General features: G+C 63.6%; 25 protein-coding genes. 12 read left to right on the forward strand and 13 right to left on the reverse strand.

What is annotated here, in order from left to right:
* Positions 1 to 11: 11 nt before the first annotated feature.
* The 5 genes from A3A9_RS0115760 to A3A9_RS0115780 form a co-directional block, all read right to left on the reverse strand.
* Positions 12 to 1,025, reverse strand: a complete 1,014-nt coding sequence (locus A3A9_RS0115760; protein WP_027059642.1) for a nucleoside hydrolase — start codon at positions 1,023 to 1,025, stop codon at positions 12 to 14.
* An 11-nt stretch (positions 1,026 to 1,036) separates the two neighbouring features.
* A complete protein-coding gene (locus tag A3A9_RS0115765; RefSeq protein WP_027059643.1) occupies positions 1,037 to 2,023 on the reverse strand; it encodes an ABC transporter permease in 987 nt (328 codons plus the stop codon).
* Positions 2,011 to 3,051 (reverse strand): ABC transporter permease, encoded by a 1,041-nt coding sequence (locus A3A9_RS0115770; protein WP_082222104.1) that lies wholly within the window; start codon positions 3,049 to 3,051, stop codon positions 2,011 to 2,013. The genes A3A9_RS0115765 and A3A9_RS0115770 overlap by 13 nt, the downstream gene beginning before the upstream one ends.
* Positions 3,051 to 4,616: an ABC transporter ATP-binding protein gene (locus A3A9_RS0115775; protein ID WP_027059645.1), complete on the reverse strand. Its 1,566-nt coding sequence runs from the start codon at positions 4,614 to 4,616 to the stop codon at positions 3,051 to 3,053. The genes A3A9_RS0115770 and A3A9_RS0115775 overlap by 1 nt, the downstream gene beginning before the upstream one ends.
* Positions 4,617 to 4,735: 119 nt before the next feature.
* Positions 4,736 to 5,740 (reverse strand): BMP family lipoprotein, encoded by a 1,005-nt coding sequence (locus A3A9_RS0115780; RefSeq protein ID WP_027059646.1) that lies wholly within the window; start codon positions 5,738 to 5,740, stop codon positions 4,736 to 4,738.
* A 255-nt stretch (positions 5,741 to 5,995) separates the two neighbouring features.
* Here A3A9_RS0115780 and A3A9_RS0115785 point away from each other — a divergent pair, with 255 nt between their 5' ends.
* On the forward strand, positions 5,996 to 6,580 hold the full coding sequence (locus tag A3A9_RS0115785; RefSeq protein WP_027059647.1) for an amino acid synthesis family protein: 585 nt from the start codon (positions 5,996 to 5,998) through the stop codon (positions 6,578 to 6,580).
* Positions 6,577 to 7,161: an amino acid synthesis family protein gene (locus A3A9_RS0115790; RefSeq protein ID WP_027059648.1), complete on the forward strand. Its 585-nt coding sequence runs from the start codon at positions 6,577 to 6,579 to the stop codon at positions 7,159 to 7,161. Before A3A9_RS0115785 ends, A3A9_RS0115790 begins: the two co-directional genes overlap by 4 nt.
* 3 nt (positions 7,162 to 7,164) lie before the next feature.
* On the opposite strand, the gene A3A9_RS0115795 is transcribed toward A3A9_RS0115790, so the two are convergent.
* Genes A3A9_RS0115795 through A3A9_RS0115805 form a run of 3 tightly spaced genes read right to left on the reverse strand, consistent with a single transcriptional unit; the run spans position 7,165 to position 9,639 of the window.
* Positions 7,165 to 8,358 carry an amidohydrolase family protein gene (locus tag A3A9_RS0115795; protein WP_027059649.1) on the reverse strand — a complete coding sequence of 398 codons (1,194 nt, stop codon included), beginning with the start codon at positions 8,356 to 8,358 and terminating at the stop codon, positions 7,165 to 7,167.
* A gap of 41 nt (positions 8,359 to 8,399) precedes the next feature.
* Complete coding sequence (locus A3A9_RS0115800; protein WP_027059650.1) at positions 8,400 to 8,948, reverse strand: MarR family winged helix-turn-helix transcriptional regulator; 549 nt, start codon at positions 8,946 to 8,948, stop codon at positions 8,400 to 8,402.
* Between the two features lie 46 nt (positions 8,949 to 8,994).
* Positions 8,995 to 9,639 (reverse strand): cysteine hydrolase family protein, encoded by a 645-nt coding sequence (locus A3A9_RS0115805; RefSeq protein ID WP_027059651.1) that lies wholly within the window; start codon positions 9,637 to 9,639, stop codon positions 8,995 to 8,997.
* A 235-nt stretch (positions 9,640 to 9,874) separates the two neighbouring features.
* Between A3A9_RS0115805 and A3A9_RS0115815 the strand changes: the two genes are divergently transcribed.
* Together A3A9_RS0115815 and A3A9_RS0115820 are read left to right on the forward strand one after the other, a co-directional pair.
* Positions 9,875 to 10,729, forward strand: a complete 855-nt coding sequence (locus A3A9_RS0115815; protein ID WP_027059652.1) for an NAD-dependent epimerase/dehydratase family protein — start codon at positions 9,875 to 9,877, stop codon at positions 10,727 to 10,729.
* Complete coding sequence (locus tag A3A9_RS0115820; RefSeq protein WP_027059653.1) at positions 10,726 to 11,532, forward strand: SDR family NAD(P)-dependent oxidoreductase; 807 nt, start codon at positions 10,726 to 10,728, stop codon at positions 11,530 to 11,532. The genes A3A9_RS0115815 and A3A9_RS0115820 overlap by 4 nt, the downstream gene beginning before the upstream one ends.
* Before the next feature lie 37 nt (positions 11,533 to 11,569).
* Here A3A9_RS0115820 and A3A9_RS0115825 read toward each other — a convergent pair whose 3' ends face one another.
* Positions 11,570 to 12,847, reverse strand: coding sequence for an NAD(P)/FAD-dependent oxidoreductase (locus A3A9_RS0115825; RefSeq protein WP_027059654.1), 1,278 nt, complete (start codon positions 12,845 to 12,847; stop codon positions 11,570 to 11,572).
* Positions 12,848 to 13,143: 296 nt separating this feature from the next.
* On the opposite strand from A3A9_RS0115825, the gene A3A9_RS0115830 reads away from it, so the two are divergent.
* The 7 genes from A3A9_RS0115830 (at position 13,144) to A3A9_RS0115860 (ending at position 20,059) form a co-directional block, all read left to right on the forward strand.
* Positions 13,144 to 13,917, forward strand: a complete 774-nt coding sequence (locus A3A9_RS0115830; protein ID WP_027059655.1) for an SDR family NAD(P)-dependent oxidoreductase — start codon at positions 13,144 to 13,146, stop codon at positions 13,915 to 13,917.
* Between the two features lie 82 nt (positions 13,918 to 13,999).
* Positions 14,000 to 15,322 carry a histidinol dehydrogenase gene (gene hisD / locus A3A9_RS0115835; protein ID WP_027059656.1) on the forward strand — a complete coding sequence of 441 codons (1,323 nt, stop codon included), beginning with the start codon at positions 14,000 to 14,002 and terminating at the stop codon, positions 15,320 to 15,322.
* 15 nt (positions 15,323 to 15,337) lie between these two features.
* Positions 15,338 to 16,363, forward strand: a complete 1,026-nt coding sequence (locus tag A3A9_RS0115840) for a zinc-dependent alcohol dehydrogenase (protein ID WP_027059657.1) — start codon at positions 15,338 to 15,340, stop codon at positions 16,361 to 16,363.
* Between the two features lie 32 nt (positions 16,364 to 16,395).
* Positions 16,396 to 17,127: a histidine utilization repressor gene (hutC, locus tag A3A9_RS0115845; RefSeq protein ID WP_027059658.1), complete on the forward strand. Its 732-nt coding sequence runs from the start codon at positions 16,396 to 16,398 to the stop codon at positions 17,125 to 17,127.
* A gap of 260 nt (positions 17,128 to 17,387) precedes the next feature.
* A complete protein-coding gene (locus A3A9_RS0115850; RefSeq protein ID WP_027059659.1) occupies positions 17,388 to 18,395 on the forward strand; it encodes an ABC transporter substrate-binding protein in 1,008 nt (335 codons plus the stop codon).
* A 103-nt stretch (positions 18,396 to 18,498) separates the two neighbouring features.
* Positions 18,499 to 19,266, forward strand: a complete 768-nt coding sequence (locus A3A9_RS0115855; RefSeq protein WP_051370943.1) for an ABC transporter permease — start codon at positions 18,499 to 18,501, stop codon at positions 19,264 to 19,266.
* A gap of 10 nt (positions 19,267 to 19,276) precedes the next feature.
* Positions 19,277 to 20,059: an ABC transporter ATP-binding protein gene (locus tag A3A9_RS0115860; RefSeq protein WP_027059661.1), complete on the forward strand. Its 783-nt coding sequence runs from the start codon at positions 19,277 to 19,279 to the stop codon at positions 20,057 to 20,059.
* A 75-nt stretch (positions 20,060 to 20,134) separates the two neighbouring features.
* Here A3A9_RS0115860 and A3A9_RS43980 read toward each other — a convergent pair whose 3' ends face one another.
* Positions 20,135 to 20,473 carry a hypothetical protein gene (locus tag A3A9_RS43980; protein WP_152536108.1) on the reverse strand — a complete coding sequence of 113 codons (339 nt, stop codon included), beginning with the start codon at positions 20,471 to 20,473 and terminating at the stop codon, positions 20,135 to 20,137.
* 112 nt (positions 20,474 to 20,585) lie between these two features.
* On the reverse strand, positions 20,586 to 20,921 hold the full coding sequence (locus tag A3A9_RS0115870; protein ID WP_027059662.1) for a hypothetical protein: 336 nt from the start codon (positions 20,919 to 20,921) through the stop codon (positions 20,586 to 20,588).
* Positions 20,922 to 21,250: 329 nt separating this feature from the next.
* Here A3A9_RS0115870 and A3A9_RS0115875 point away from each other — a divergent pair, with 329 nt between their 5' ends.
* On the forward strand, positions 21,251 to 22,696 hold the full coding sequence (locus A3A9_RS0115875; RefSeq protein WP_027059663.1) for a DHA2 family efflux MFS transporter permease subunit: 1,446 nt from the start codon (positions 21,251 to 21,253) through the stop codon (positions 22,694 to 22,696).
* Between the two features lie 54 nt (positions 22,697 to 22,750).
* Here the strand turns inward: A3A9_RS0115875 and A3A9_RS0115880 are convergent, their stop codons facing one another.
* Complete coding sequence (locus tag A3A9_RS0115880; RefSeq protein ID WP_082222110.1) at positions 22,751 to 24,643, reverse strand: ABC transporter ATP-binding protein; 1,893 nt, start codon at positions 24,641 to 24,643, stop codon at positions 22,751 to 22,753.
* Positions 24,643 to 26,526 (reverse strand): ABC transporter ATP-binding protein, encoded by a 1,884-nt coding sequence (locus A3A9_RS0115885; RefSeq protein ID WP_430515886.1) that lies wholly within the window; start codon positions 26,524 to 26,526, stop codon positions 24,643 to 24,645. Before A3A9_RS0115885 ends, A3A9_RS0115880 begins: the two co-directional genes overlap by 1 nt.
* Between the last annotated feature and the right edge of the window lie 57 nt (positions 26,527 to 26,583).

Here is a 26,583-nt window from a genome sequence, read left to right on the forward strand (position 1 = left end):
TTTATTGGTCCTCACGCCGCTTGTTCGTAGCGCGCGATGGTTTGCTTGAAGATGTTCAGGAAGCGGCGCCCGTCGAGATCGGTGCAGATGCGCGTGGTCTTCGGCCCGCCGCCGGGCAGCAACTGCCGGCCTCGATGGGCAACCGTCTGGCCGCGCGCGATGCGTCCGTCCAGCACGACATCGACGAACAGCGGCTCGGTCATCGTGGCTAGGCCGGGGTCGAAGGCCAGCGCCACGGTGATGACGTCATCCATCGGGAAGCCGACGAGATCGAAGAATTCGCGCCAGATGTCGATATAGATCGGGAAGCTGTCGGCGATCATCTCGAAGACGGGATTCTTCCGGGTGACCGCCTGCATGTCGGCGATGTCGTCGCGCGTCAGCATCGAGGCGGCGACGCGGTTGTCCTCGCAGATGTCGAGCGGCACCAGGATCTTGTCGACATCGGCGTTGAGCACGATGCGCGAAGCCTCCGGATCGGCCCAGATGTTGTATTCCGACAGCGGCGTCATGTTGCCGGGCGTCTGGAAATTGCCACCCAGCACCAGCATCCGCTTGAGCGCACCCGTCAGGCGTGGCTCCTGTAGCAGCGCCATCGCGGCATTGGTCAGCGGCCCCGTCGTCACCAGCGTGATCTCGCCGGGATTGGCTATCACCGTGTCGATGATGAAGTCGACCGCATGTCCCGGCGTCGCCGGGCGGGATGGCGTCGGCGCCGGTGGGTTGAATTTCTTCAACCGGTCGCCGAAGCGGGCGACGAGCCGCTTTTCGAAATGGACAGGCGCCTCCATGTCGGCCTTGGAATTGCCGACGATCGGCCGCCAGGCGCCGGCGTGGACCGGGATATCGTCGCGCCCGGCCAGCGTCAGCGTGTTGAGGACGACATTGGTGACCTGTTCGATCGGGCCTGCGGCGCCGGTGACGGTGGTGACGCCTTCGAGCCGGACATTCGGGTTCGCCGCGGCAAACAGCACGGCCAGAATATCGTCGCCGGCAGAATCCACGTCGAGGATTATGCGTTCCATTGAGAGTTCCTTCATTGCGGATTTCTGTCGGCGGGCGCGCTGTTCCTGTCCACCGACAGAAGTTTCTGCATCGACGCCAGCGTCTCCTTGATGATTGTCGGCCGCGCCCGGTAGGACAGCGCAAACAGCGCAGTCAGCGCGACGACGTAGGGCACAGTAAGCACCAGATAGGACGGAAAGCCGAAGGTCTGCAGGCGCAGCGAGAAGGCATCGGCAAAGCCGAACAGCAGGCAGCCGGCCAGCACCTTCAGCGGATCGCCATTGGAGAAGATCAGGATCGCCACCGCCATGAAGCCGCGGCCCGAGGACATGTTCTCGGTGAACATGGTGATGTAGCCGAGCGACAGATGCGCGCCGGCAAGCCCGGCCAGCAATCCGCACAGCAGCGAGGCGATATAGCGGACGCGGGTGATCGAGATGCCGAGCGCCTCGGCGGCTTCGGGCTTTTCGCCGACGACGCGGATATAGAGCCCAAGCCGGGTGCGGTTGTAGAACAGCACCAGCAGCGGCACCGCGACGAAGGAGACATAGACGATCGGCGTGAAGCCCGAAATCAGAGGCGCCCACGAACCGAGCAGCGCCTGGGCACCGGGTATCTGCACCTTGGGCAGACCGACGATGCCATGACCGACGATCGATCCGCGCGTGCCGAAAATCGCTTTCATCAGCGAGATCGTCATGCCGCCGGCAAGGATATTGAGCGCCAGCCCGACGACCACTTCATTGGCCCGGAACGTCACCACCAGCACGGCAAAGGCAAGTGCGAAGACAAGGGCCGCGGCGACGCCGCAGGCGACCCCTGCAAATGCCGAACCTGTCCAGATCGAGCCGATGACGGCGAAGAAAGCGCCGACAAGCATCTGGCCTTCGAGGCCGATGTTGAAGATGCCGGCCTTGGTGGTGAAAGACCCGCCAAGCGCGACCAGGAGAATGGGTGCTGTGGTGCGCAGCGTCGCGGCGATCAGCGCGACGTTGACGAGCTTGTCTAGAACTTCCATCGCCGCTCTCCCGCCTGGCTGTCGCCGCGGCGTCTGATCAGAACCTGCGCCGACACGCTGAGGATGATCAGCGCCTGGATGACTGTGATGATTTCGCGCGACGCGCTGGTGTCGACCTCCAGCAGCAACGATCCGCTGCGCAGCGCGCCAAAGAACAGCGCCGTGACGATGGTGGCAACCGGCGAGCCGTTGGCGAGCAGGGCGGCGATCAGCCCGTCGAAGCCGAAGCCCGGAGCAAAGCCCTCCATGAAGCGATGATGCACGCCAAGCGTCTCGATACCGCCGGCAAGGCCGCCGACGGCGCCCGAAAGCAGCAGCACCACAAAACCCTGCCGTTTCACGTTGACACCGCCATACTCGGCGAATTTTGGTGCCGACCCGACCATGGTCACGCCATAACCCCAGCTGGTGTAGCGGAAGATGAGCGCGACGCCGACTGCGAGCAGCAGACCGATGAACAGCCCCCAATTCAGCCGCGAGAAGGAAAAGATCTCCGGCAGATAGGCCGTCGCCAGGATCGGCGGCGTCTCCGACCAACCGCCGGGCCGCTTGAACAGGAAGATGGTCAAATAGGAGGTGAGCAGCACGGCGATGTAGTTCGACAGGATCGTCGAGACGACTTCGTTGGTGTTGTAGCGCGCGCGGAAAAAAGCGGGGATGGCGACCCAGGCCGCGCCGGCGACGACCGCCAACGCCAGCGCCGCCAGCGTGTGGATGCCGGCGGGCAGGGAAAAGGTGAAGCCGACCCAGGCAGCAGCAAATCCGCCGAGGAACAGCTGGCCCTCGATGCCGACATTGAACATGCCGCCGCGCAGACCGATGCAGGCGGCGACGCCGCAGATCAGGATCGGCGTCGTTTGCAGCAAGGTGCCGGCAATCTTCTCCTGGTCGCCAAAGGCACCGCGCAGCAGCGTCATCAGGACATGGACCGGGCTTTCGCCGACCAGGATGATGATGATCGCCCCCATCAGCAGGGCCACGCTCACGGCGATGATCTGGCCGGAAAAGGCCCGCAAACGGTCACTCATCATGCGGGCTCCAGCTGCGGCGACACGCCCGCCATCATCATGCCGATCCTGTCTTCGTCGGCATCGTCGCCGGCGACTTCGCCCATGATGCGCCCGTTGAACATCACCAGGATGCGGTCGGTGAGCGCTGCCAGTTCGTCAAGCTGTACGGAAATCAGCAGGATGGCACGGCCGGCGGCGCGCTGGCGCATGATCTCGTCATGGATGGCCTCCTGGGCGCCGATGTCGACGCCGCGCGTCGGCTGGTCGATCAGCAGGAAGTCGGCGCTGTTGGTGAATTCGCGGGCCAGCACGACCTTCTGGATGTTGCCACCGGAAAGCCGCTTGACCGTATCGCTGGCCCCGCGCGCGCGGATGTCGAAACGCTTGATCAGCGCGCCGGCATTCTGGCCGATCGCCTTCCAGTCGAGCACGCCACCGCGGCTCCACGGCGCACGATGCTGGCGGCCCATCAGCGTGTTAGCCGCGATCGTCGCGTTGCCATCGACCCCGCGCACCATGCGATCGCCCGGAACATGGGCAAGGCCGGCCTCGCGGATCGCGGCAGGCGAGAGTGCGGTGAGGTTCTGGCCTTTAAGCCAGGCCTCGCCATGGCTTGCCGGGCGCAGGCCCGCAAGCACTTCCGCCAGTTCCGTCTGCCCGTTGCCGGCGACGCCGGCAATTCCCACCACCTCACCGGCACGGACAGTGAAGCTGGCGTTGCGAAGCGCCGGCAAGCGGCGATCGTCGCGCGCCCACAAATCCTTGACCTGGAGGATCACCTCGCCTTGCAACTCGGCGCGCGGGCGGCGCGCGAAACTGACGTCGCGGCCGACCATCATGCGCACCAGCTCGTCCTTGCTGAGTTCCGATGTCGGGCGGGTCGCAACCTTCTTGCCGTTGCGCAGTACCGTGACCGTGTCGGACACCTCCATCACCTCTTCCAGATGGTGCGAGATGAAGATCACGGTCATGCCCTCGGCGACGAAACTGCGCAGCGTCTGGAACAGTTCGCGGCTCTCCTGCGGCGTCAGCACCGCCGTCGGCTCGTCGAGGATGATAGTGCGGGCGCCGCGCACCAGAACTTTCAGGATTTCGATGCGCTGCTCGATGCCGACCGAGAGCAGGCCGACGCGCTCGGTCGGATCGACATGCAACCCGAAACGCTTTGACAGTTCGTGCGTACGCGCGATCTGAGCGGCGTGGTCGATCAGCCCATGTCGACGGATTTCCATGCCGAGAAAGACGTTGTCGGCGACCGAGAGCGAAGGCACCAGCTTGAAATGCTGGTGCACCATGCCGAGCCCAGCCTTGATGGCGGCGGCCGGGTCGGTCACATCAGTCGCCTCGCCATTCAGCCGGATCGAGCCTTCGTCCGGCTGCAGCAGGCCGAACAGGATATTCATCAGCGTCGTCTTGCCGGCGCCATTCTCGCCGATAATGGCGTGGATTTCACCCCGGCGCACGGCAAGATCGATGCCGTCATTGGCAATGAAGGCGCCAAAACGCTTGGTGATGGCCGTCAACTCGACGGCCATCGCGGCAGTGTTGTGGAGGGTCGGCGACCCCGGCGCGTTCGACACCATTGCTCTCGCAGATTGGGCTCTCGCAGATTGCGAGCTTTCGAAGATTGGACACTGATCCGCCGCGGCAAGCCGCGGCGGATCAGTGTAGCGCTTTCTTGGGAGGATGCGCTGTTGCTGGCTTACTTCGCCTTGGCGATCACGATCTTGCCGTCGAGGATGCCCTTCTTGATCTCGTCCAGCTTGGTGGTCACGTCAGCCGGGATCTTGGCGGCGATGTCGTCGCAGACCTTGAACTCGACGCCGCCCGACGCCAGGTCGAAGGTGCGGGTGCCGGCGGTGACCTTTTTGCCGCCGACCTCGTCCTTGATCAGCGTGTAGACGGCGATGTCGCCGCGCTTCAGCATGCTGCCGAGCACATTTCCGGGCGCCGTGCCGCACATGTCGATATCGACGCCGATCGAATATTTGTCGGCCGCGGCACTGGCCTGCATGACGCCTTCACCGGTCGGGCCGGCAACGTTGTAGACGATGTCGGAGCCCTGGCCGTACAGCGCCTGCGCGAGTTCGCTGCCCTTGGCCGGATCGTCGAAGGTGCCGGCGAAGACGGAGTTCACCTTGACATCGGGCGCGGCGTATTTGGCGCCTTGCTCGTAGCCGCCGAGGAAGTTGCGGATCACCGGGATGTCACGGCCGCCGACGAAGCCGATTGCCTTGCCGTCGCCGATCTTGGGAAACTCGCTGCCCTTGGCCTCGATCATGCTGGCCAGCGCGCCGGCGACGAAGGAGCCCTGTTCCTCGGCGAAGTTGGCGTAGATCATGTTGGGATTGTCCAGCACGCCATCGATGAAGACGAAGCGCTGGTCAGGATATTCTTTGCTGACCTTCTGCAGCGAATCCACCAGCTCCCAGCCCATCACGAAGATGAGGTCGTACTGCTTGCCCTTGGCAAGGTTTTCGAACTGCTCCTGATAGTCCAGCGCGCGATTGCCGGTGTCGACCAGCTTGAGGTCGATGCCGAAATCGGTCTTGGCCTTGTTGAGGCCGTTGACGATCGAAACGCCAAAACCCTGGGCAAAATAACCCGAGATGGCGGCCACCGAAACCTTGGCCTGTGCGGCGGCCGATCCCAACGAAACGGCCAGCATCGTGCCGGCCAAAAACAAACTCTTGAGCGCCCTTGTCATGTTATTCCCCTTCAGCTTTTTTCAGCTTTTGAAGCCACGCCTTGACCATCCCCCACATATCGCCGGAATGCTGGCGAGTTCGTTGATGGTCATATGAGTTTAGGAGCGGCCAAACAGGCTGTCAATCGTCATCCGATGCAGTTTTCTCAGGCCCGTCATCCGCGTCCTTCACCTCTGCGCTTGACAAATATCGCGATGCATAATTGTTGATACTCTAACGAGTTTTCACAAGTGACGGGACGAAGGATACGCGCAATGCCAGCTGTGGTGGTCAGGAAATTTCTGGTCCAGGTCGAAGAGATCTTCCATGAGGGCGGCCCGCCTGCGGCACGCCCGCCCAAGCGTGGCGCGATCGTCGCCGTCATCGCCAACCCTTTTGCCGGGCGTTACGTGGAAGAGATCACTGGCTTCATGGAGGACCTGAAGCCGCTCGGCCTCGAAATGGCGCGGCGCCTGATCGATGCGATGGGCAATGGCATCGCCGCTGTCGAAGGCTATGGCAAGGGTGCCATCGTCGGTGCAGCCGGCGAGCTTGAACATGGCGCACTGTGGCACAATCCGGGCGGCTACGCGATGCGCGAACTTCTCGGCGACGCCAAGGCCATCGTGCCCTCGACCAAGAAAGTCGGCGGTCCCGGAACGCGCATCGACATTCCGATCACCCACATCAACGCCTCCTACGTGCGCAGCCATTTCGACGCGATCGAGATCGGTGTTGGCGATGCCCCGCGCGGCGAAGAGATGGCGGTCATCCTGGCGATGACGACCGGCGCGCGCGTTCATGCGCGGGTCGGCGGCCTGGCGGTGGCCGACATCAAGGGTGAGGACGGATTGCGATGAGCCCGGAGATTCGCCGCATCATCACCATCGTCGAGGAGACCCGGATCGAAGGCGGCCGCCCCGTCGACCCGCCGACGCGGCGTGCCGCGGCGATCGCGGTGATCCGCAACCCTTATGCCGGCACGTTTGTCGAGGATCTGTCAGCGTTGAGCGCCATCGGCGAAGCCCTGGGCGATATCTTGCCCAGGCGGGCGGTGGCTGCGCTTGGCATTGCCGGCGACCAGGTCGAAAGCTTCGGCAAGGCAGCCGCCGTCGGCGCCGACGGCGAGCTTGAACATGCCGCCGCCATCCTTCACCCGACGCTCGGCGCCCCGTTCCGCGACGTGCTGGGCAAGGGCGCCGCGCTCATTCCCTCATCGAAGAAACGCGGCGGCCTCGGCGTACCGCTCGACATTCCGCTCGGCCACAAGGACGCGGCACGGGTGCGCAGCCATTTCGACGGCATGGAGGTCCGTGTTCCCGATGCACCGCGTCCCGACGAGATCGTCGTAGCCATCGCCGTCACCGATTCCGGCCGGCCGCACCCGCGCGTCGGCGGGCTGACCAAGGACAGGATCATCGGGGTTGACGGTGTAAGCTGACCGTCAAGCAGCCAGAACTTCCGGCACCCGCATAGCCGGTGGGGTGTTGCGGCTGCGGCCGGTCCGCACCTCGCCGTCGATGACGACCATGCCGATGCCCGGCAAATTGCCGAGCGCGACGCTGTCGAGCAGCCCGTCACCGGCGCCGCCCATCGCCTGATCGATAAAGATCAGGTCGGCGGCGCGGCCGACCTCGATGATGCCGCGGTCAGCCAGTCCGCGCACGCGCGCCGTGTTGCCGCTGGCAAGACAGAATGCCACTTCCGGCGCGATGCCGCCCAGCGAAGCCAGCATGGTCAGCGTCCTCAAAATGCCGAGCGGCTGTACTCCCGATCCTGCCGGGCTGTCGGTGCCGAGGACGATGCGCGAAAGTTCACCGCGCTGCCTCGCCAGGTCGAGCACGAACAGGCCGGTGCGCAGATTGCCGTTATGGACGATTTCCAGCGCGCGCGAGCCGTTTTCGCAGATCTGCCGGATTTCGGCTTCGGGGAGCGCCGTCGGTCCGCCGTTGACGTGCGCAACGATATCGGCATCGACCTCCAGCACGACATCCGCACCGATGCGGCCGGAGCCGGGCAGGGACGGGCCGCCGGTATGGGTCATCGAGGTCATGCCGTATTTGCGCGCCCAAGCGATCATCTGGCGGCCGGTTGGACCATCCTTGACGCCGCCAAGTCCGACCTCGCCGACAAGCGTCACGCCGGCCTCGGCGAGGTATCGGAAGTCATCCTCGGTGAGGCCCGGCTCCAGGATGGGGGCGCCGGCCAGGATCTTCATGCCATTGGGCCGGAAGTTGGAAAAAGTCCGCTGCGCCGCGATCGCCAGCGCCTTCAATCCGACCAGGTCGCGCGGGCGGCCTGGCGTGTGGACTTCTCCCGCCGAGATGATCGTGGTGACGCCGCCATGCACGGTCGAATCCATCCAGCCAATCTGGTTTTGCCGTGGCGTCCAGTCGCCAGCCACCGGATGGGCATGGTTGTCGATAAGCCCCGGTGCGACCGCGCAGCCCATCGCATCGATGATTGTTGCTGCGTTGCCGCTGTCGACGTCATCAGCCTTGCCAATGCCTGATATGCGCCCGTCGGTCACGACAATGGTGTCGGCGTCGATGATCGGTTGGCCGAGGTCACCGCTCAGCATGAGGCCGATATTGCGGACGACGAGCGTGTTGGCAGACGACTTGGGGTCGGACGACATCGGATCTCACTTCTGCTGGTATGGAAAGGTCTGGACGCGGCCTACTTGCCGCCGTCGCCAATCGATGGATCGTCGTCATTGATGCGCTTGAGCAGGCGAAGCAACGTCGCTTGCTCGGTGGGCGATAGCGGCGACAGAAAGCGCCGGCCGACCTCGACGCTGCGTGCGAGCCGCTCGAGCGTGTATTCGGTGCCTTTTTCGGTCAGTGCGATCATCGACAGGCGCTGGTCGGTGTCGGAGGCGCTGCGCGTGATCAGCCCGTGCTTGAGCAATTTGCGCATGACGATGCTGATGGTCGACGGGTCCATCGCCGTCAGCCGGCCGAGATGGTTCTGCGAGACTTCGCCGTGTTTGAGGATCGTGGCAAGGGCCGCGAACTGGGTCGGCGACAGGTCTTCGCCAGCCATGACCTGCTGGAAACGCAGCGTCGCGCGCTGATGCGCCTTGCGGATGACGTGCGCAGGGTGAAGATCCAGCGCGTATCCGGTCTCGGCGTATTGCTCGAGCACCTGCTCGCGGCTCAGTGGTGCCGCATTGCCGCGTTGCCGCTTCGGTGTCGCGCTTTTCATGGATTTCTTTTCGGTCGTCAACCCGGACTCCTGTTGCCTGTCTCGGATGCCGCTGGCTGTAAATAGCTCAAGCCGCGACTTCAGTCGGTTGCAGCGACGTCCCATCGCGAAGGGCCGCGACGACATCAGCCGAACCGCTAACCACGCCGAAATGCGTCGCTATGTCGTAAAGCGAACTTTCCTGCTCGCGCGGTCCGGTCGCCGCGCAGCAATCGCTCGGTACCACCACTTCATAGCCCTGGAAAAAGGCGTCGTGGACGGTGGAGCGTACACAAATGTTGGTGACGACGCCGAAGATGACCAACTGGTCGACCTGCATATCCCTAAGCGTCAGGTCGAGGTCGGTTTGAAAGAAGGCCGAGTAGCGCCGCTTGATGACATGAATCTCGTCATCGCGGGCACCGAGGTCCTCGATGATCTCGGGTCCCCAGCTGCCTTCCAGGCAATGCGGCGTGCGCTTGACCCATTCGCGCTCGCGGCGCATGCCCGGCCGGTGCGCGTCGTGAACCCAGATCACCGGGACACCGCGCGCGCGCGCCGCCTCGATGACGGCCAGTTGCGGGCCGACCAGCGTCTCATATCCAGGCAGGACCATGGCCCCACCGGGCTTGCAGAATTCATTGACCATATCGATGACGATAATGGCTGCACGCTGCGGATCAAGGCGCACCGCGTCGTCGTGCCGATGTGAGGAAAAAACGTCCACGGTCATGGCGATCTCCTTTGGTCGATCGTTGATGCTCATACAAAAAACCCTGGCGGATGCCAAGTCAATCCCGTTCGACGCAAAGCTTTGACCGTCGGCCTTGCATATGCTGCTCGCACAAGCGTATGCGCTATTTGTCCAGCGCGAAATGGCCTTGACAAGGGTTGGCAACGATGTGCTCGATTTGTATGACCATCAATGATATTCAAGGCGTTGAGTTTGCCGAGCCGAGGGCCGTGATATGAGGACGATCGTCACCGGAGCCAGTGGCCTGCTTGGACGCCACGTGGCCGAGGCTCTGCTTGCGGCAGGCCACGATGTGCTGGGCATCGATACGATGACGCCGGTCGTCGGCGCATGGCAGCACGCCACCGCCGATCTGACGGATCTGGGATCGACCCTGCAGCTGGTGCGCGATTGCGATGCCGTCGTGCACGTCGCGGCCATTCCGCGGCCGACTGGGCGGGCCGGCGGCGAGGTGTTCAAGACCAATGTCGCTACCGCCTACAATGTGGTCGAGGCCGCCGCCATGGCTGGCGCCAGGCGCTTCGTTTATGCCTCGTCCTTCAGCGTCTTCGGCTATCCCTTCTTCAAGAATGCGGTCATTCCGCCCTATCTGCCGGTCGATATGAACCACCCGGTCGGTGCGCAGGATCCGTACGGCCTGTCGAAATGGCTGGGCGAGGAAATCGTTGACGCGGCGGTGCGTCGCGGCGCCTTTTCGGCGGTCAGCATCCGCATGCCGTGGATCCAGACGCCGGGCTCTTTTTTCGCGGGCGTGGGTCCACGCCGCGCCACCGCCGACAGCGCCCGAGACCTGTGGAGCTATCTCGACGCGCGCGATGCCGGGCAGGGCTTCCTGCGGGCGCTCGAATGGCAGGGCCAAGGCCATCTGCGCGTCCTGCTCAGCGCCGTCGATACCTTTATGGAAGAAGAAACCGAGCCGCTGGTACGCCGGGTCTATCCGGGCGTCGCCCTGCCACGGCCGATCGCCGGTTTTGGTTCCGTGCTCGACACAGCGCATGCGCGCGAAACGATCGGCTTCGAGCCGCGGCATTCGTGGCGTTCCTATCCAAAGCCGGGGGCCCAGGGATGAAGCGGTTCGACCAGAAAAAAATCCTTGTCACCGGCGGCGCCGGCGCCATCGGCAGTGCCGCGGTCCGGCGTTTCCTCGACGAAGGCGCGCGGGTCGCCATTGTCGACCGCAACGGCGCGGCGGCGCGTGAGTTGGCGAGCTCGCTCGGCCAGGACGCTATCGCCATCGAGGCCGACGTCACCGACGAGAAGAGTGTACGCCACGCCGTCGCGACCACCGTCGAGACATTCGGCGGGCTGGATGTGGTGTTCAACAATGCCGGCATCTCGGGCGTTGTCGCTCCGGTTCATGAATTGCCGGTCGAGGACTGGGATGCGATCATCCGTATCAATCTGCGCGGCATCTTCCTTGTGCTGCAGGCCTCGCTTCAGGCGATGATCAAGGCCGAAACCGGTGGCTCGATCGTCAATATGGGGTCCTCCATGGCCGGCTGGGACGTGCTTGCGGGCGGCGCCGGCTATGTCGCCTCGAAACATGGCGTGGTCGGGCTGACGCGGGTCGCGGCGCTCGATGCCGCGCCCTACGGCATCCGCGTCAATGCGATCTGCCCCGGCGTGATCGAGACGACGCTCGGCGTGCCGGCTTCAGGCGACGGCGATTTCAAGAGCAGCGTCCAGCATTTCGCCGACCGCATTCCGTTGCGCCGCATCGGCCAGCCGGACGACGTCGCGGCCGCGGTGGCGTTCCTCGCTTCCGATGAGGCAAGGCATGTCACCGGCGTCGACTGGCTGATCGACGGCGGCCAGACTTTGCAGAGCTGGGCCAACGCGCCGGCCGGCGACGCGTTTCCAAAGTATCGGTAGGGAGGGTTGCTGCCGTCAGACCGGGCGGCTCTTCGCGTCAGAGGCCGAAGCGGTCCTTCAGCCGTCCCGAAAGGATCGCGGCCTTCACCCCGAGCGGCCAGAAGCGGTGAAACCGGATCGGCTGGAGCGGCGATATCGGCATGGGAAAGGGCGACGTCTCGTTGCCCCGCAGGCGCTGCGCCAGGGCGGCGCCCATCGCCGAGGCCATGGCGACGCCACGGCCGTTGTAACCAAGACAGATCATCACGCCGTCTTCCGGCTCGTGAATGTGCAGGAGATGGTCCTTGGTGATCGCCACCCGGCCGTTCCAGGCATGCGTCCAGCGTGTTCCCGCAAGTGCTGGCCAGAGCCGCAGCGCATAGTCGGTGAGGTAGCGGATGGCGGAAGCATCGCCGATGGGTTTCATCGGCCCCCGGCCGCCCATGAGAAGACGGTTCTCGGCGTCGATGCGGTAGTACACGGTGATGTTGCCGGCTTCGTAGAGGACGGGCCTTTCGGGGAGGATTGCTCCCGCGACTGTCGGCGAAAGCGGTTCGGTCGCCGCGATCGCGCTGAACACCGGAACCAGCGACTGCTCCAGGCCAGGCCACAGGGCTCCGGTATAGCCGTTGGTCGCGACAAGGACCTTCTCGGCGCTGACAGAGCCGTTCGCGGTTTTGAGGACCCATCGGCCGGCCTCCCTCTTCAGCGAGAGGACATCGCTGCCGCCGAAAAGCCGCGCGCCGGCGCCCTGCGCGGCGGCCGCCAGGCCAAGTGTGTATTTCAAGGGATGCAGGTCGCCGCCGCGAGCGTCGAACATGCCTGAAATGTAGCGGTCGGTTCCGGTGCGCACCGCCATCGATTGTGCGTCCAGCATTTCGACCGGCATGCCCCGCCGCACGCATTGCGCGGCCGTGGTCCGCGCTGCGGCTTCCGGCTTTGGCCGGATCGCCGCGCGTATGGTGCCGTTCTGCCGCGCCTCGCAGGCGATCGACAGGCGCTTGATGAGACCGAAAGTGAAATCCGGCGCGCCATAGGAGAAATCGATCATCCGCGGCCCAAGCTCGGGGCCGAACATCGCCTCGATCGTGTCGGGATCGTATTTGAGGCCGGGATTGACCTGACCGCCATTCCTGCCCGACGCGCCCCAGCCTGGCTGCCGGGCTTCGAGCACGGCAACGTCGTCGCCGGCTTCCGCCAGATGCAAGGCGGTGGAAAGGCCGGTGAAACCACCGCCGACAATGGCCACCCTGGCCCGCTGCGCGCCGGCAAGGGCAGGGTAGTTGGCGGTACCGCCGGCCGTTTCGCGGCTCCGGGGCGGATTGCTTTCAAGCATGTTGGGCATTGTCGCTGCGACCGAAAGCAATGCAAATCAGAAAGGCCGGGCTGAAGCCATCGGGCGAAAGGGGATGCGCCACCTGCGGGAAACTCCATGTGGGAACGGCAGACCGTCCAATATCGTGCCGGGTGCGCGCCAGGCAATTCAGCACGGTTTTCGGGAAATCACAACAGTTGCGACAGGCTCATAAAACGACACCACCATCGCGCTCAAAGTTGTTTGTACATGCTTGTATATGTAAGTCGGTCTGATAGTCTCGGCGGAACGGAGCCGAAGCGGCCAAGGAGGATCACATGCGCAACGCTTCTCTGTTCGACCTCTCCGGCAGGAAGGCGCTGGTCACCGGCGCCAGCCGTGGCATTGGGCGCAGCATCGCCGAGGCGCTGAGCGCAGCCGGCGCCGACGTCGCGGTCACCGCGCGCAGCCTGGCCTCCCTCGATGACACGACAGCGGCCATCCGTGCGGCCGGCGGCGTGGCGCATGCCGTTGCCCTCGACGTCACCGATGTCGACCGCTGCCGGACGGCCATCACCGAGGCTGCCGGCCTGCTTGGCGGTCTCGACATCCTCGTCAACAATGCCGGGATGGAAGAGGTCCGGCCTTCGCTCGATGTCGATGAGGCGCTGTGGGACCGGATCGTCGACACCAATCTCAAGGGGGCGTTCTTCTGCGCTCAGGCCGCGGCGCGGCAGATGCGCAACGCCGGCCGGCCCGGCGCCATCATTAACCTCTGTTCGCTGACTTCAGAAGTCGGCATTCCGACCGCTGTGCCCTATGGTTCATCGAAGTCGGGGTTGCTCGGCATGACGCGGGCGCTTGCAGCGGAGTGGGCCGATCTCGGCATCAGGGTCAACGCCATCGCCCCAGGCTACTTCCGGACGGCAATGACCGATGTGTTCTACAGCAACGAGGCATGGCAGCAGTCGATGCTGGCCAAGATCCCGCAGCATCGTTTCGGCGATCTCCGCGACCTGCACGGTGTTGCCGTGTTCCTTGCCTCGGATGCGGCGGCCTACATAACCGGCCAGTCCATTCCGGTGGACGGCGGTTTCCTGGCATCGATTTGAGGCGGCTCGCCATAGGTTCGAAATCAAAGCCTTCCGCACTATGACCGGCCGGCACGTTGCGCTCCAACAAAGAGGAATACCCATGTCCGACATCAGCTTCCGCGATTTGTCATCCCTCGATGCCAGCCAGCGCGCCAACCTGCTGAAACGCGCCGAGGGTGATCTGTCGGTCTTTGTCGAAAAGGTCCGCCCGATCATCCAGGCCGTCAAGGACGAGGGCGACGCCGCGCTGATCCGCTTTGCCCGGGACCTCGACAAGGCCAACGTCGCCGAAGGCGGACTGAAGGTGTCGGAAGCCGAGTTTGATGCCGCCTTCGACAAGGTCGAGAAGGATGTCATCGAGAGCATCCAATTCGGGATCGACAACATCAGGCGTTTCCATGAGGAGCAGAAGCCGGAGACGATGTGGCTCAAGGAAATCCGGCCTGGCGCCTATGCCGGCGATCGATACACGCCGATCGCTTCCGTCGCGCTTTACGTGCCGCGCGGGAAAGGCGCCTTTCCGTCGGTGACGATGATGACGTCGGTCCCGGCTGTCATTGCCGGCGTACCGCAGATCGCCATCGTGACGCCACCGACATCGGACGGTTCGGTGGATGCGGCGACGCTGGTTGCCGCTCGCCTTGCCGGCGTGCACACCGTCTACAAATGCGGCGGCGCCCAGGCCGTTGCCGCCGTTGCGTATGGCACCGAGACGGTGAAGCCAGCGCTCAAGATCGTCGGCCCCGGCAGCCCGTGGGTAGTCGCGGCCAAGAGCGTCCTGTCCTCGATCATCAACACAGGTCTGCCGGCCGGTCCGTCGGAAGCCATCATCTTTGCCGATGACAGCGTCGATGGCGGCCTTGCCGCGCTTGACCTGTTGATCGAAGCCGAGCACGGGCCGGATTCCTCGGCCTATCTGGTGACGCACAGCCGCAAGGTTGCCGAAGCTGCACTCGCCGCACTTCCCGAACACTGGTCGCGCATGACCGAACAGCGCGTGGAGTTCTCGCGCGCGGTGCTGACCGGCAAGCGAGGCGGCATCGTGCTGACCGCGTCGCTGGAAGACAGCTACCGCTTCATCAACGATTACGCCCCCGAACATCTGGAGATCCTGTCGAAGGAGCCGTTCGCGCATCTCGGGCACATCACCGAGGCGGCCGAAATCCTCATGGGGCCGCACACGCCGGTGACGCTTGCCAACTTCGTGCTTGGGCCCAATGCGGTGCTGCCGACCAGCCGCTGGGCGCGAACCTATGGGCCGCTCTCTGTGACGGATTTCGTCAAGCGCTCGTCGGTTGGCTATGTCACCTCGGCCGCCTATCCGGAATTGGCGAAGCATGCCCGCAGGCTCGCCCGCTACGAGGGGTTCAGCTCGCATGAGAACGCGGTCTCAGAAATCCGCGACCGCTACCTCGCCGGCTGAGCGGAGACGAATGCGATGAAGGCGGCACGACTTTACGGACCCGGCGATCTGCGCGTGGACGACATTGCTGCTCCAGGCATTCCTGACGTCGGCTGGGTGAAACTCAGGGTCGATGCCGCCGGCATTTGCGGTTCGGATTTGCACAATTTCCGTACCGGCCAATGGATAAGCCGGTCGCCATCGACGGCCGGTCATGAACTGACCGGCACGGTGATCGCGCTCGGCGATGGCGTCGACACCGTGGCGGTCGGCGATAGGGTGGTCGCCGATTCTCGGTTCTGGTGTGGGGAGTGCGCGCAATGCGGTGCCGGCAGACGCCATCTCTGCGCGTCGCTGGGTTTCGTCGGCGAAGTCTGCGACGGCGGCTTCGCCGAACAGGCGGTGTTGCCCGCGCGTCTGCTGCATGTCATCGATGCGGCGATTGACGAACGTGTCGCGGCAATGGCGGAACCGCTTGCCGTGGCGCTGCACGCGGTGCGGCGTCTGCCGAAGACGGCAGGCTCCGTGCTGGTCGTCGGCTGCGGGCCGATCGGCGGTCTTGCCGCGTTGCTGTTATCTAGGACGTTCGCCGGTACCGTGCTTGTCGCCGACCGCAACCAGGCGCGCTCTGCCCGCGTGGCGCGGGTGACCGGCGCAAAAATTGTCGACCTCGACCGCGATGCCATTGCCGCCGCAACCGGCAATACACCTTTGCTGGCGGCTGTCGAGGCGACCGGCAGCATTGCGGCATTTAACCAGTTGCTCAGCATCCTCGATGACGGCAGCGCGCTGGCGATGGTCGGCATCTTCCATGGCCGTCTCGACATCGACCCCAACCTCCTGGTCGAACGCGAGATCGCGTTGCTGGGATGCCATGCCTTCGCCGACGAACTGCCCGATGCCATCGAGATGCTGGGGGAACTGAGCGAGCCGCTGCTGGCCCTGATCGATCGCGAGATCGGCCTCGACGACATTCCCGCAGCCTATGAGCGGCTGTCGGCGGGGGAGAGCGATGGCTTGAAAACAATCATCCGCATGCGGCAACCTGTTGAGCCGGCGTGATTTCCGATAAATTGCCGGAAAGGACTGTTGAAATGATCGATTTGCCCGATACGGCGAGCCCTCTCTACGAGAAGGTAAAGGACTACATCCTGACCAACATTGGATCGGGCCGGTGGGGCAAGGATCGCAAGCTGCCCTCCGAGAATGAGCTGGTGGTTTCGCTGGGTGTCTCGCGGATGACGGTCCACCGGGCCTTGCGCGAACTGACCACGGCGGGTTTCCTGATCCGGCTGCAAGGGGTCGGCACGTTCATCGCGCCGCCCCGGCCGCAATCGACGCTGATCGAGATCAACAACATCGCCGCCGAGATCGTCGAGCGCGGCAACAGCCATCGCTCCGAAGTCCTTGTGCTCGAAACCATCACGCCGACCAAGGAACTCGCGCTTTCGTTCGAGTTCCCAAAGCGCGTTTCGATCTATCACTCCGTCGTCGTCAATTTCGAGAACGATTTGCCGGTGCAACTGGAAGAGCGCTTCGTCAATCCGAGCCTGATCCCCGACTATGACAAGCAGGATTTTTCGAAGACGGCGACCTACGACTACCTCATGCAGAAGACCCCGGTGACCGAGGTCGAGCATATCATCTCCGCGATCCCGGCCGACGCCGAGACGGCACGGCATCTGAACATTGATGTTGGCAGCTGCTGCCTGTTTCTGCACCGTCGCACATGGACGGGCGCGGTTGTGGCGACGATCAGCAAGCTGACCTATGCCGGCAGCCGTTACTCGCTCGGCAGCCGCTATTCCCCCTCCAGAACCAACTGACGGCAACAGGCGAATGCGTGGCAGATGGCGGGACGCTGATGGGTCGGATCGACAGGAATTTGTGCCAGCCCAACTTGTATATGCATGTATGTATTTCAGCCTTGACATCCGCTCCCGCTGACGCTGAAATATCCCTGCACTTCACCATGAAGTGGTGGGCAAGACGCCGAGGCACCGTGCCGCAAGAGCGCAAACCCGCAGTCTCACCAGACCGGATGCCTGGGTAAAAAAGCGGTCTGATCATCAAGGGGAACACGATGATGCGTAACCTAGCAGGACAATTTCGCGCGCTCATGATGGCCGCCGCCATCGGGCTCGCCGCCGCGCCAGCGGCCCACGCCGCCGATGCGGCCATTCCGACTACGCCCGAGGCCGGATCGTTCAAGATCGGCATCGAGCCCTGGCTTGGCTATGGCCAGTGGCACGTCGCCGACGCGAAGGGCCTGTTCAAGACAAACGGCCTGTCGGACGTTCAGATCGTCAATTTCGCCGAAGACAAGGACATCAACGCTGCGCTGGCCAGCGGCCAGCTCGACGCGGCCAACATCGCGACCCACACGGCGATGGGCATGGTGGCGGCCGGCCTGCCGGTGAAGATCGTGCTGCTGCTCGACGTCTCCATGACGGCCGATGCCATCATCGCCGGCAAGGACGTCACCTCCATCAAGGACCTCAAGGGCAAACAGGTCGCCTTCGAGGAAGGCACGACAAGCGACATCCTGCTCAAATACGCGCTCGCCAAGAACGGCATGTCGATCGACGATGTGAAAGCCGTTCCGATGCCGGCGTCCGACGCCGGCGGCGCGCTGATCGCGGGCCAGGTACCGGTCGCGGTCACGTACGAACCATACCTCACCGTTGCCATGGCGCAGAACAAGGATGTCAAGCTGCTGTTCACCGCCGGCGAGGATCCCGGCCTGATCAGCGACGTGCTGGTGGTGCGTGACGAAGTGATCAAGTCGCGGCCCGGCCAGGTGCTGGCCATGATCAAGAGCTGGGACGCGGCACTCAAGGATTACAATGCCGACACGCCCGGTGGCCGTGCCATCATTGCCAAGGCCGTCGGTTCCGACGTTAAGGACCTCAACACCGCTTTCGACGGCGTGCGCTACTACTCCTTGGCCGAAAACAAGACGGCGCTTACCGGCGATTTCACCACCAAGACATTCGCCGATGTCGAGGCAGCCGCCAAGAACGCCAAGCTGCTGCAGGCCGATGTGACGCCGGAGCAGATGATCGACCCGTCCTTCGTCAAGGCAGCCGAATGACAAAGGCCGGATCGCGGTGGTGACGCAGATGTCCGGCCCCGCGCGCTCCGCACCAGGGGCGGCCACGAAACAGGCCAGGCGTCGCCGATCCTCTGGGATCGGCGTGCCCATCGCCCGCTCGCGTTTCCTGATGATCGCGGTGGCCGTCTTTGTCGGGCTTGGCCTTGCCTGGTGGGCTGCGACCGGGCTGGAATGGGTGAAGCCGATCTTCCTGCCGTCGCCTGCCAGCGTCGCGACCCAGATTGCCAAGCTCGCGACTGACGGCACCTTGTGGCTGGACCTCAGAGCCTCGGCATACCGCATTTCCATCGGCTTCCTCATCGCTTCGGCCCTGTCGATCCCGATCGGCGTGCTGATCGGCAGTTTCCGCTCCTGGGAGGCTGGTATCGAGCCGCTGGTGGATTTCATCCGCTATATGCCCGTAGTCGCTTTCGTGCCGCTCTCCATCCTGTGGGCCGGTACTGGCGATACGCAGAAATTCCTGATCATCTTCATCGGCACCTTCTTCCAGCAGGTGTTGATGATCATGGACAATGTGAAACGGGTTCCCGCCGATTTCATCGGCCTTGGTCGCACGCTCGGCCTGCCGGACCGCAAGATCCTGACGCGCATCGTCGTGCCCAGCGCCTTGCCGGGCATCTGGGATACGCTGCGCATCAGCCTTGGCTGGGCATGGACCTGGCTGGTGCTGGCCGAACTCGTCGCGGCGACGTCCGGCCTGGGCTATCGCATCACGGTGTCGCAGCGCTATTTCCAGACCAACACCATCATCGGCTACATCCTGCTCTTGGGCCTGCTCGGTCTGATCACCGATCAGGTTATGAAGGCCTTGGAAAAGGTGCTCTTTCGGCAGGATGGCCACTCGCAATGAGGGACCGCCGATGACTGTTCCCAAATTGCGCATCGCTGGTCTCGACAAGAGCTTCGGCACAGGAGAGCGGCGCACGCAAGTGCTGCGCGACATCAACCTTGACCTTGCCGACAACGAGTTCGTCTCCCTGGTCGGCACGTCGGGCTGCGGCAAGAGCACGCTACTGTCGATCGTCGCCGGACTGCAGGATTTTGACGCCGGCGATCTCAGCATCGATGGCGCGCCGATCCTGCAGCCAGGCCTCGACCGTGGCGTCGTCTTCCAATCCTACACCTTGCTTCCCTGGCTGACGGCGCGGCAGAACATCGAGTTTGCCCTCAAGGCCGCGGGATACGATCGCGCGGCCTGCCGCGAGATCGCGCTCGAGCATCTCGACCTCGTCAAGCTGTCGCAGAGTGCCGACCGCTATCCGTCCGAACTGTCGGGCGGCATGAAACAGCGCGTCGCCATTGCGCGAGCGCTTTCCTATCGTCCCAAGATGCTGCTGATGGACGAGCCCTTTGGCGCGCTCGATGCCTTGACCCGGCACCATATGCAGGAACTGCTGACCCAGATCTGGGAAGAGCACCGGCTCACCGTGCTGTTCGTCACCCATGACGTGGAGGAGGCGGTCTACCTGTCGGACCGCATCGTCGTCATGGGTATCGGCCCGGGGCGCATCATGCAGACCTTCAACGTCGACATCGAGCGCCCGCGCCGGGAAGAGGTCATGGAAACCCCGGCCTTCATGGATTTGCAGCGCGGCGTACACAAGGCGATCCGCGAGGCCTCAAGACGCCCCGAAATGGCGTAGCATCCGGGCGCTCAGATGTTGCTGATCCTGACGGAGCCATGGCACCCGAACGCGGGTGCCATGGGCGCATAGAGGTTAGAGGACTCCGAACGGTCTATAAACGGAGCGGTATGGCGCACACAGCCCGAGCGCCAGTTGAACCGGGCCGCAATAGTCATCATAGTAGCCGCCATAATAGCCGCCTCGCCAGCCGCCGCCGGCCCAATGGCGACCATGTCCATACCCGCGGTGAAAGGCGTATCTGTGCCCACCACCGAAATTGCGGCCACTGAACCGGCCGCCACGGAAATGGCTCATGGCATGGCCGCCGCTATTGTGCCTGACGAAAGCGGCGTCGGCCGTGGTGGCGAATGAACTCATGCCTGCTGCCAAGGCCAGCACGACCGAGCTTGCGAATACGAATTGCCTGTTCATGAGCGTTACTCCAACTTTGTTCTGCGACACTGCGCATGGGAGAAAAACGGCCTCCTTGCTGCACACGTCCTTCACGAAATCGGAACGGAGAGCTGCGCGCCGTGGTCAGCCATCAGGGGCCATGGGGACCGCACAGGTCGAGCGTCCACGCGATGGTCCCGCAGGAGTCACCGACGTAGCCACGGTAACTGCCATAGCCATTGTAGTAGCTGTTCATCCAGCCATTATCGCCGGTCGAATTGTCGGCGGTCCAACCGCGGTCGATCCAACTGCCACCATTTGCGTGCCCGCCGTGAGCGGCGTGCGCATGGCCACCACCACTATGAGCGGCGGTGTAGTGGATGAAATGGTGCCTGACGACAGCGGCATCGGCGAGGGTGGCAAGCGGGATCGCGCTCGTGGCCAGGGCCAGCACGACAGAACTGATGAATACGAGTTGCCTTTTCATGGGAATATCTCCTTTCCACTGCAAAGATATGGGGAGGAAAGCGGTCCCTAACCGGACACGTTCCTTCACGAAATCGGGACGGCGCTTGCTGAAACGCAGTGTTTCGGCATGATATCGCGGCGCGGCAACACGCATTGCCGATGCCTTCCCCACCCATGGCGCCGGTCAAGATTTGTTGACTCCGGCAGGGTGGAAATGACTACCGCTCATCTATTTGTCGGACCATAAGACGGGCCGTGCGGTCAGGCTCCCGCTGGCTGGCACATGCAAGGCAATCTTGCCTTTGAACCGGGATGCGCCACTTTGGCCAAAGCATAGAAGCCGCCTGCATGACGGAATTGGCCACAGCATTGGAACAGCCTCAATTTGCCACCGAGCGTGATCCGAGGCTGAAGCTGATCATCCCGATCATCGTCGCCATCGCCTTTCTGATGGAACAACTCGATTCCACCATCATCACCACCGCGATCCCTGCCATCGCGCAGAGCCTCGACACGACGCCGGTCCGGCTGAACCTTGCGATCACCACCTACATTCTGACGCTTGCCGTGTTCATTCCCGTCAGCGGCTGGTTCGCCGACAGGTTCGGCGCCCGCAGGGTGTTCGCGCTGGCGCTCTTCACCTTCACTCTTGGTTCGGCACTGTGCGGCATGGCCAACAGTTTCGGCATGCTGCTGGCCATGCGCGCCCTGCAGGGGTTGGGCGGCGCCATGATGACGCCGGTCGGGCGGCTGATCCTGCTGCGCAGCTTTCCACGCAGCGGCCTGGTCACCGCCATGACCTACATGACCTTGCCCGCCATCATGGGACCGGTCATCGGGCCGCTGCTCGGCGGCCTGTTGACCACCTACTCGTCATGGCGGTGGATATTCTATGTCAACGTGCCGTTCGGCTGCGTTGGCATTCTGGCGACGCTGCGCTTCGTCGACGATTTCCACGAGGAAGCGGTGCAGCGCTTCGACTTCGCCGGCTTCCTGATGGTGGGGTTCGGCGTGGCGCTGCTGCAACTGGGACTGGAAAGCATCGGCCGGCCGATCATTCCTGTTTCCGCCACGGTGCTGGTCCTGGTCGCTTCCGTCTTGCTGCTGCTCGCCTTCGGACGCTATGCGCGCCGCGTCGTGGCGCCGGCCGTCGACCTGACGCTGTTTCGGTTTCGCTCCTTCTGGGTCGGCACGCTGGCGGGTGGCCTATGCCGCGTCGGTCTTAATGGCGTCCTTTTCCTGCTGCCGCTGATGCTGCAGCTCGGCTTCGGCATGAGCCCGGTCACATCAGGCTCTCTGACATTCGTCGGCAGCTTCGGCGCCTTGCTCATGCGGCCGCTGCTGTCGCCGCTGCTGCGCCGCTTCGGCTTCAGCATCGTGCTGATCGGCAGCGCGGTCGTCGGTTCTGCCGCCGTGGCGGGTTTCGCCTTGATCGGGGCCGATACGCCGCATTGGATGATCGGCGTTTACGTCTTCTTGTTCGGCATCATCCGTTCTGCGCAGTTCATGACCTCCAACACGCTGTCCTATGCCGACCTGCCGGGCGAAAAACTCAGCCGCGCCACTAGCCTCGGCGGCGTCCTGCAGCAGCTCAGCGTGTCGCTCGGCGTCTCGATCGCCGCCATGCTGCTGGGCCTTATTGCAGGGGACACCCACGTCCTGACCCCGGAACGCTTCCATCAGGTATTCCTGCTGACCGCGGTCATCCCGCTGATCTCCATTCCCGGCTTCCTTTATCTGCGCGCCGAGGACGGCATGCAGGTCAGCGGTCACGTCAGGGGAATTCGCAAGTAGGTCCTCTCAGGCGGGGCAGGCGATCCGTTCGGTTCGAACCCTGCCGGTACCCCCTCACGTGGCTTTGCCGACCGCCGCGTCCATTGCCATCTCTTCCTGCGAAATGTCGTCGAAAGAGGCGTAGTTCATGTTGTAGAGGCGGGCGTAGAGGCCTTTCCTCTGCATCAGCTGTTCGTGGTTGCCGCTTTCGACGATCTCGCCATTCTGCAAGACGATGATGCGGTCGGCGCCGCGGATGGTGGCCAGCCGGTGGGCGATGACCAGACCGGTACGGCCCTCCAGCAGTTTGATCAGCGCCTTCTGGATCAGCATCTCGGTGTAGGAATCGATGCTGGCGGTGGCTTCGTCGAGCACCAGGATCTTGGCATCGGCCACCAGCGCACGAGCAAAACTGATCAACTGGCGCTGGCCGAGCGAAAGGTTGCCGCCGCGTTGTTCGAGTTCGGTGTCGTAGCCGCCGGGCAACTGCTCGATGAAGTCGTGTGCGCCAACGGCCTGTGCCGCGCGCACCACCTCTTCCCGACTGGCTGATGTCTTGTGATAGCGGATGTTCTCCAGCACCGTGCCGGAGAACAGGAACGGCTCCTGCAGCACCATGGCCACCTGGTCGCCGAGTGAATCCTGGGTCAGGTCACGTACATCATGCCCGCCGACCAGGACCTCACCCGACCAGACATCATAGAAGCGGTGCACCAGCGCCATGGAACTCGACTTGCCCGACCCGGTAGGGCCGACAAGGGCAACCGTCTCGCCTGGATTGACGCGGAAGGAGATGTTCTTCAGCACCGGCTGGTTCGGCCGGTAGCCGAAGGTGACGTTCCTGAATTCGACCGAACCATCCATGTCGCGCGACAGCGTCAGGGCATTTTCCTTGTCGCTGACATCCACCGGCACGTCGAGCACCTCGGAGATACGCTGGCCCGAAGCCATGGCGCGCTGCATGACGCTGTACTGCATGGTGAGCGAGCGGATCGGATCGAAGAAACGCTGGATGTAGAACAGGAAGGCCACCATGACGCCGATGTCGAGGCTGTGTGACAGCACCATCGAGCCGCCGACGACAATGACTGTCGCCATGGCGATGCCGGTCAGCGTATCGACGATCGGCACCATCACCTGCGCGTATCTGGCCGACCTTAGATGGGCATTGAGATTGGCCAGCACCTTTTCGTCATAGAGCTCAAAATTGACGTGCTGGCGCTCCAGGCTCTGCACGGTGCGCACGCCATGGATGCCTTCGGCCAGCGCGCCGTTGGCGATCGAATTGGTCTCGTGCGCCGCCATGAAGGCAACCTTGGCGCGCGGCAGCCAGATCAGGCGCACGATGAACAGCACCGGCATGGTCGACAGCGTCAAGAGCCCGAGCCGGAAGTCGAGCCACAAAAGCACGGTGACGATGCCGAACAGAAGCACGATGTCGCCCACCGACATGACGGAGGTTTCGAGGAATTCCTGCATCGAATTGACGTCGCCCTGCAGGCGCGACATCAGCCGGCCGACCTCGGTCTTGTCCATGAAGCTCAGCGACACGCGCTGCAAATGGCTGAACATGGCGCGGCGCAGGTCGGACAGCACATTCTCGGCCACCTTGCCGACGACGCTTTCCTGCACATGGCTGGCAGCGTAATTGATGAGGATGATGACGGCGAAGATGCCGGTAGCCCAGACCATCACCGAATGGTCGAGCCTGCCCGCCGCCATGCCATGGTCGATGGCGTAGCGAATGACCAGCGGGATCGCCAGCTGCGTCAGAGTGAACACCAGTACCGCCGCGACCGAGATGAAGATCCGGCCCTGATAGGGGCTGACGAAGCTCCAGATGCGCCTGACAATGCGCGGATCATAGGCCTTGCCGAAAACCTCTTCCTCGTCGCGATGCGAGCCGACGACCGCCTTGGTCGGCCGCCCGCTCTTGTCGTCCTTCTCGTCGTCGTCCTGCGTCGACATCATGCGGCTCCCTCGAGCCGGTCGTCGTCCGGCCGCAGCTGCAGGTCGTAAAGCGCGCGATAGCGTCCACCGAGCGCCAGCAATTCCTCATGCGTACCGCGCTCGACGATGCGGCCGCCCTCGACGAACAGGATCTGGTCGGCATGCATCAGCGAGCTCAGCCGGTGCGAGATGATGAGCGTGACACGATCCTTGGCGAAGCGTTTCATCGCCGCGCGGATCCGCTGCTCGGTGCCGGCGTCGATGGCCGCGGTGGAATCGTCGAAGACCAGAACCGACGGCCGCAGCATCAGGCTGCGCGCGATGGTCAGGCGCTGCCGCTGGCCGCCGGAAAGCGAGGCGCCGCGCTCGCCGACGACCGTGGTGTAGCCGGCAGGAAGCCCGATAATGTAGTTGTGCAGCTGCGCATATTCGGCGGCCTGCCCGATGCGGGTTTCGCGCGCCCAGGGATTGCCATAGGCGATGTTGTTCTCAATCGAGGTGGTGAACAGGAACGCGTCCTGCTGCACGACGCCGACCGCCTTGCGCAGCGATTCCAGCGTGACCTTGCTGATGTCCTGGCCGTCGATGGTGATCGCGCCTGAGGTGACGTCGTAGAAGCGCGGGATCAGATGCGCGATGGTCGACTTTCCGCTGCCAGGCGGGCCGACAATGCCGATCGTCTCGCCGGGCTTCGCCTCGAAGGAAATGCCGGACAGGGTCGCCCGGCCGCCCGCGCCCGCATAGCGGAAACCGACATTGTCGAACCGCAGCACGCCCTCGGTGATGACGAGATCCCTGGCATCGGGCGCGTCCTTGATGTTGAGTTCGGTGTCGAGCAGTTCGAACAGCCGCGTGCCGCAGGTCGAGGCGCGTGCGAACGAGTTGACCATCAGCCCGAGCTGGCGCACCGGCATCTGCAGGATGGTCATGAAGGTGAGGAACTGCGCCAGCGTGCCGACGCTGATCTGTCCCGCAATCACTTTCTGGCCGCCGAACCAGAGCACCAGCCCCATAGCGGCCAGGAAGGAAAAATTCATGGCGCTGGTGTTGGAGACGCGGATGTCGACGCGCTCATTGGCCAGCTCCAGCGCATCCTGCTTGGCGCGATCGAATTTTGCTAGCTCGTGCCGTTGCGCCGCAAAGGCACGCACAACGCGGATGCCGCCGAGATTCTCGTCCATCACGCGGCTCAGCACCGACAGCCGCTCCTGCAGCGTCAGCCAAGTGCTGCGCAGCGCGAGCTGCGTCACCGAAGAGCGCCAGGCGACGAACGGCACGAAGCTGAGGCTCAACAGCCCGAGCACAAGATCGGTGCTGATCAGGAGATAGGCGCCAACGCCGATCAGCACGCCAAGCAGCACCACGCGCAATATGCCGGTGGAAAAGAACATGCGCACGCCGTCGAGATCGAGCAGCCCGAGCGTGATCAGATCGCCGGTATGGACCTTGTCGTGATAGGCGAAGCTCAGGCGCTGGATTTTCTCGTAGAAAGCCAGGCGCAATTCATAACCGGTCCGGTGGCCGACCGCCTCGCCGTAATAATTCTGCGCCATGGTGAAGAGGCCGCGCAGGATGCTGATGACAAGCAGGGTGAGCGCGGTGTGCCACAGCGCCTGCTCCGCCGCGGTGCCGGCGCCCGCTGCCATCACGCCTTGCGCCTGGTCGATGGCGCGTCCCAACAGGCGTGGGATAAAAAGCTGCAGCGTCGCCGCGATGAAGGTCGACACCAGGGTGATGGCGACCTGCCAGGGGTGGCGCAGCGTCATACGCACGATGCGCAGCAAGGTGCTGAGGCCTTTGCCCCAGGAGGCTTCCGCCACATGGGCAAATGATTTGCCGCGCTTGCCCGCGCTGCTGGTTGCATCCGTCGCCAAGAAAAATATCCAGTCCAATCCGGACATTAGCCCGGACGAATGAAGCAAGACTCAGTTTTGATGGCACGATGTTACGCGTGTCGG

Origin of the sequence: Mesorhizobium loti CJ3sym (assembly GCF_000472785.1) — a bacterium.
Classification (GTDB): Bacteria; Pseudomonadota; Alphaproteobacteria; order Rhizobiales; family Rhizobiaceae; genus Mesorhizobium; species Mesorhizobium loti_E.

Excerpts from the sequence above, each read along its gene's own strand:
- A3A9_RS0115760 (WP_027059642.1), bottom strand. The coding sequence starts at position 1,025 with ATGGAACGCATAATCCTCGACGTGGATTCTGCCGGCGACGATATTCTG.
- A3A9_RS0115765 (WP_027059643.1), bottom strand. The coding sequence starts at position 2,023 with ATGGAAGTTCTAGACAAGCTCGTCAACGTCGCGCTGATCGCCGCGACG.
- A3A9_RS0115770 (WP_082222104.1), bottom strand. The coding sequence starts at position 3,051 with ATGAGTGACCGTTTGCGGGCCTTTTCCGGCCAGATCATCGCCGTGAGC.
- A3A9_RS0115775 (WP_027059645.1), bottom strand. The coding sequence starts at position 4,616 with ATGGTGTCGAACGCGCCGGGGTCGCCGACCCTCCACAACACTGCCGCG.
- A3A9_RS0115780 (WP_027059646.1), bottom strand. The coding sequence starts at position 5,740 with ATGACAAGGGCGCTCAAGAGTTTGTTTTTGGCCGGCACGATGCTGGCC.
- A3A9_RS0115785 (WP_027059647.1), top strand. The coding sequence starts at position 5,996 with ATGCCAGCTGTGGTGGTCAGGAAATTTCTGGTCCAGGTCGAAGAGATC.
- A3A9_RS0115790 (WP_027059648.1), top strand. The coding sequence starts at position 6,577 with ATGAGCCCGGAGATTCGCCGCATCATCACCATCGTCGAGGAGACCCGG.
- A3A9_RS0115795 (WP_027059649.1), bottom strand. The coding sequence starts at position 8,358 with ATGTCGTCCGACCCCAAGTCGTCTGCCAACACGCTCGTCGTCCGCAAT.
- A3A9_RS0115805 (WP_027059651.1), bottom strand. The coding sequence starts at position 9,639 with ATGACCGTGGACGTTTTTTCCTCACATCGGCACGACGACGCGGTGCGC.
- A3A9_RS0115815 (WP_027059652.1), top strand. The coding sequence starts at position 9,875 with ATGAGGACGATCGTCACCGGAGCCAGTGGCCTGCTTGGACGCCACGTG.
- A3A9_RS0115820 (WP_027059653.1), top strand. The coding sequence starts at position 10,726 with ATGAAGCGGTTCGACCAGAAAAAAATCCTTGTCACCGGCGGCGCCGGC.
- A3A9_RS0115825 (WP_027059654.1), bottom strand. The coding sequence starts at position 12,847 with ATGCTTGAAAGCAATCCGCCCCGGAGCCGCGAAACGGCCGGCGGTACC.
- A3A9_RS0115830 (WP_027059655.1), top strand. The coding sequence starts at position 13,144 with ATGCGCAACGCTTCTCTGTTCGACCTCTCCGGCAGGAAGGCGCTGGTC.
- hisD (WP_027059656.1), top strand. The coding sequence starts at position 14,000 with ATGTCCGACATCAGCTTCCGCGATTTGTCATCCCTCGATGCCAGCCAG.
- A3A9_RS0115840 (WP_027059657.1), top strand. The coding sequence starts at position 15,338 with ATGAAGGCGGCACGACTTTACGGACCCGGCGATCTGCGCGTGGACGAC.
- hutC (WP_027059658.1), top strand. The coding sequence starts at position 16,396 with ATGATCGATTTGCCCGATACGGCGAGCCCTCTCTACGAGAAGGTAAAG.
- A3A9_RS0115850 (WP_027059659.1), top strand. The coding sequence starts at position 17,388 with ATGCGTAACCTAGCAGGACAATTTCGCGCGCTCATGATGGCCGCCGCC.
- A3A9_RS0115860 (WP_027059661.1), top strand. The coding sequence starts at position 19,277 with ATGACTGTTCCCAAATTGCGCATCGCTGGTCTCGACAAGAGCTTCGGC.
- A3A9_RS43980 (WP_152536108.1), bottom strand. The coding sequence starts at position 20,473 with ATGAACAGGCAATTCGTATTCGCAAGCTCGGTCGTGCTGGCCTTGGCA.
- A3A9_RS0115870 (WP_027059662.1), bottom strand. The coding sequence starts at position 20,921 with ATGAAAAGGCAACTCGTATTCATCAGTTCTGTCGTGCTGGCCCTGGCC.
- A3A9_RS0115875 (WP_027059663.1), top strand. The coding sequence starts at position 21,251 with ATGACGGAATTGGCCACAGCATTGGAACAGCCTCAATTTGCCACCGAG.
- A3A9_RS0115880 (WP_082222110.1), bottom strand. The coding sequence starts at position 24,643 with ATGTCGACGCAGGACGACGACGAGAAGGACGACAAGAGCGGGCGGCCG.
- A3A9_RS0115885 (WP_430515886.1), bottom strand. The coding sequence starts at position 26,526 with ATGTCCGGATTGGACTGGATATTTTTCTTGGCGACGGATGCAACCAGC.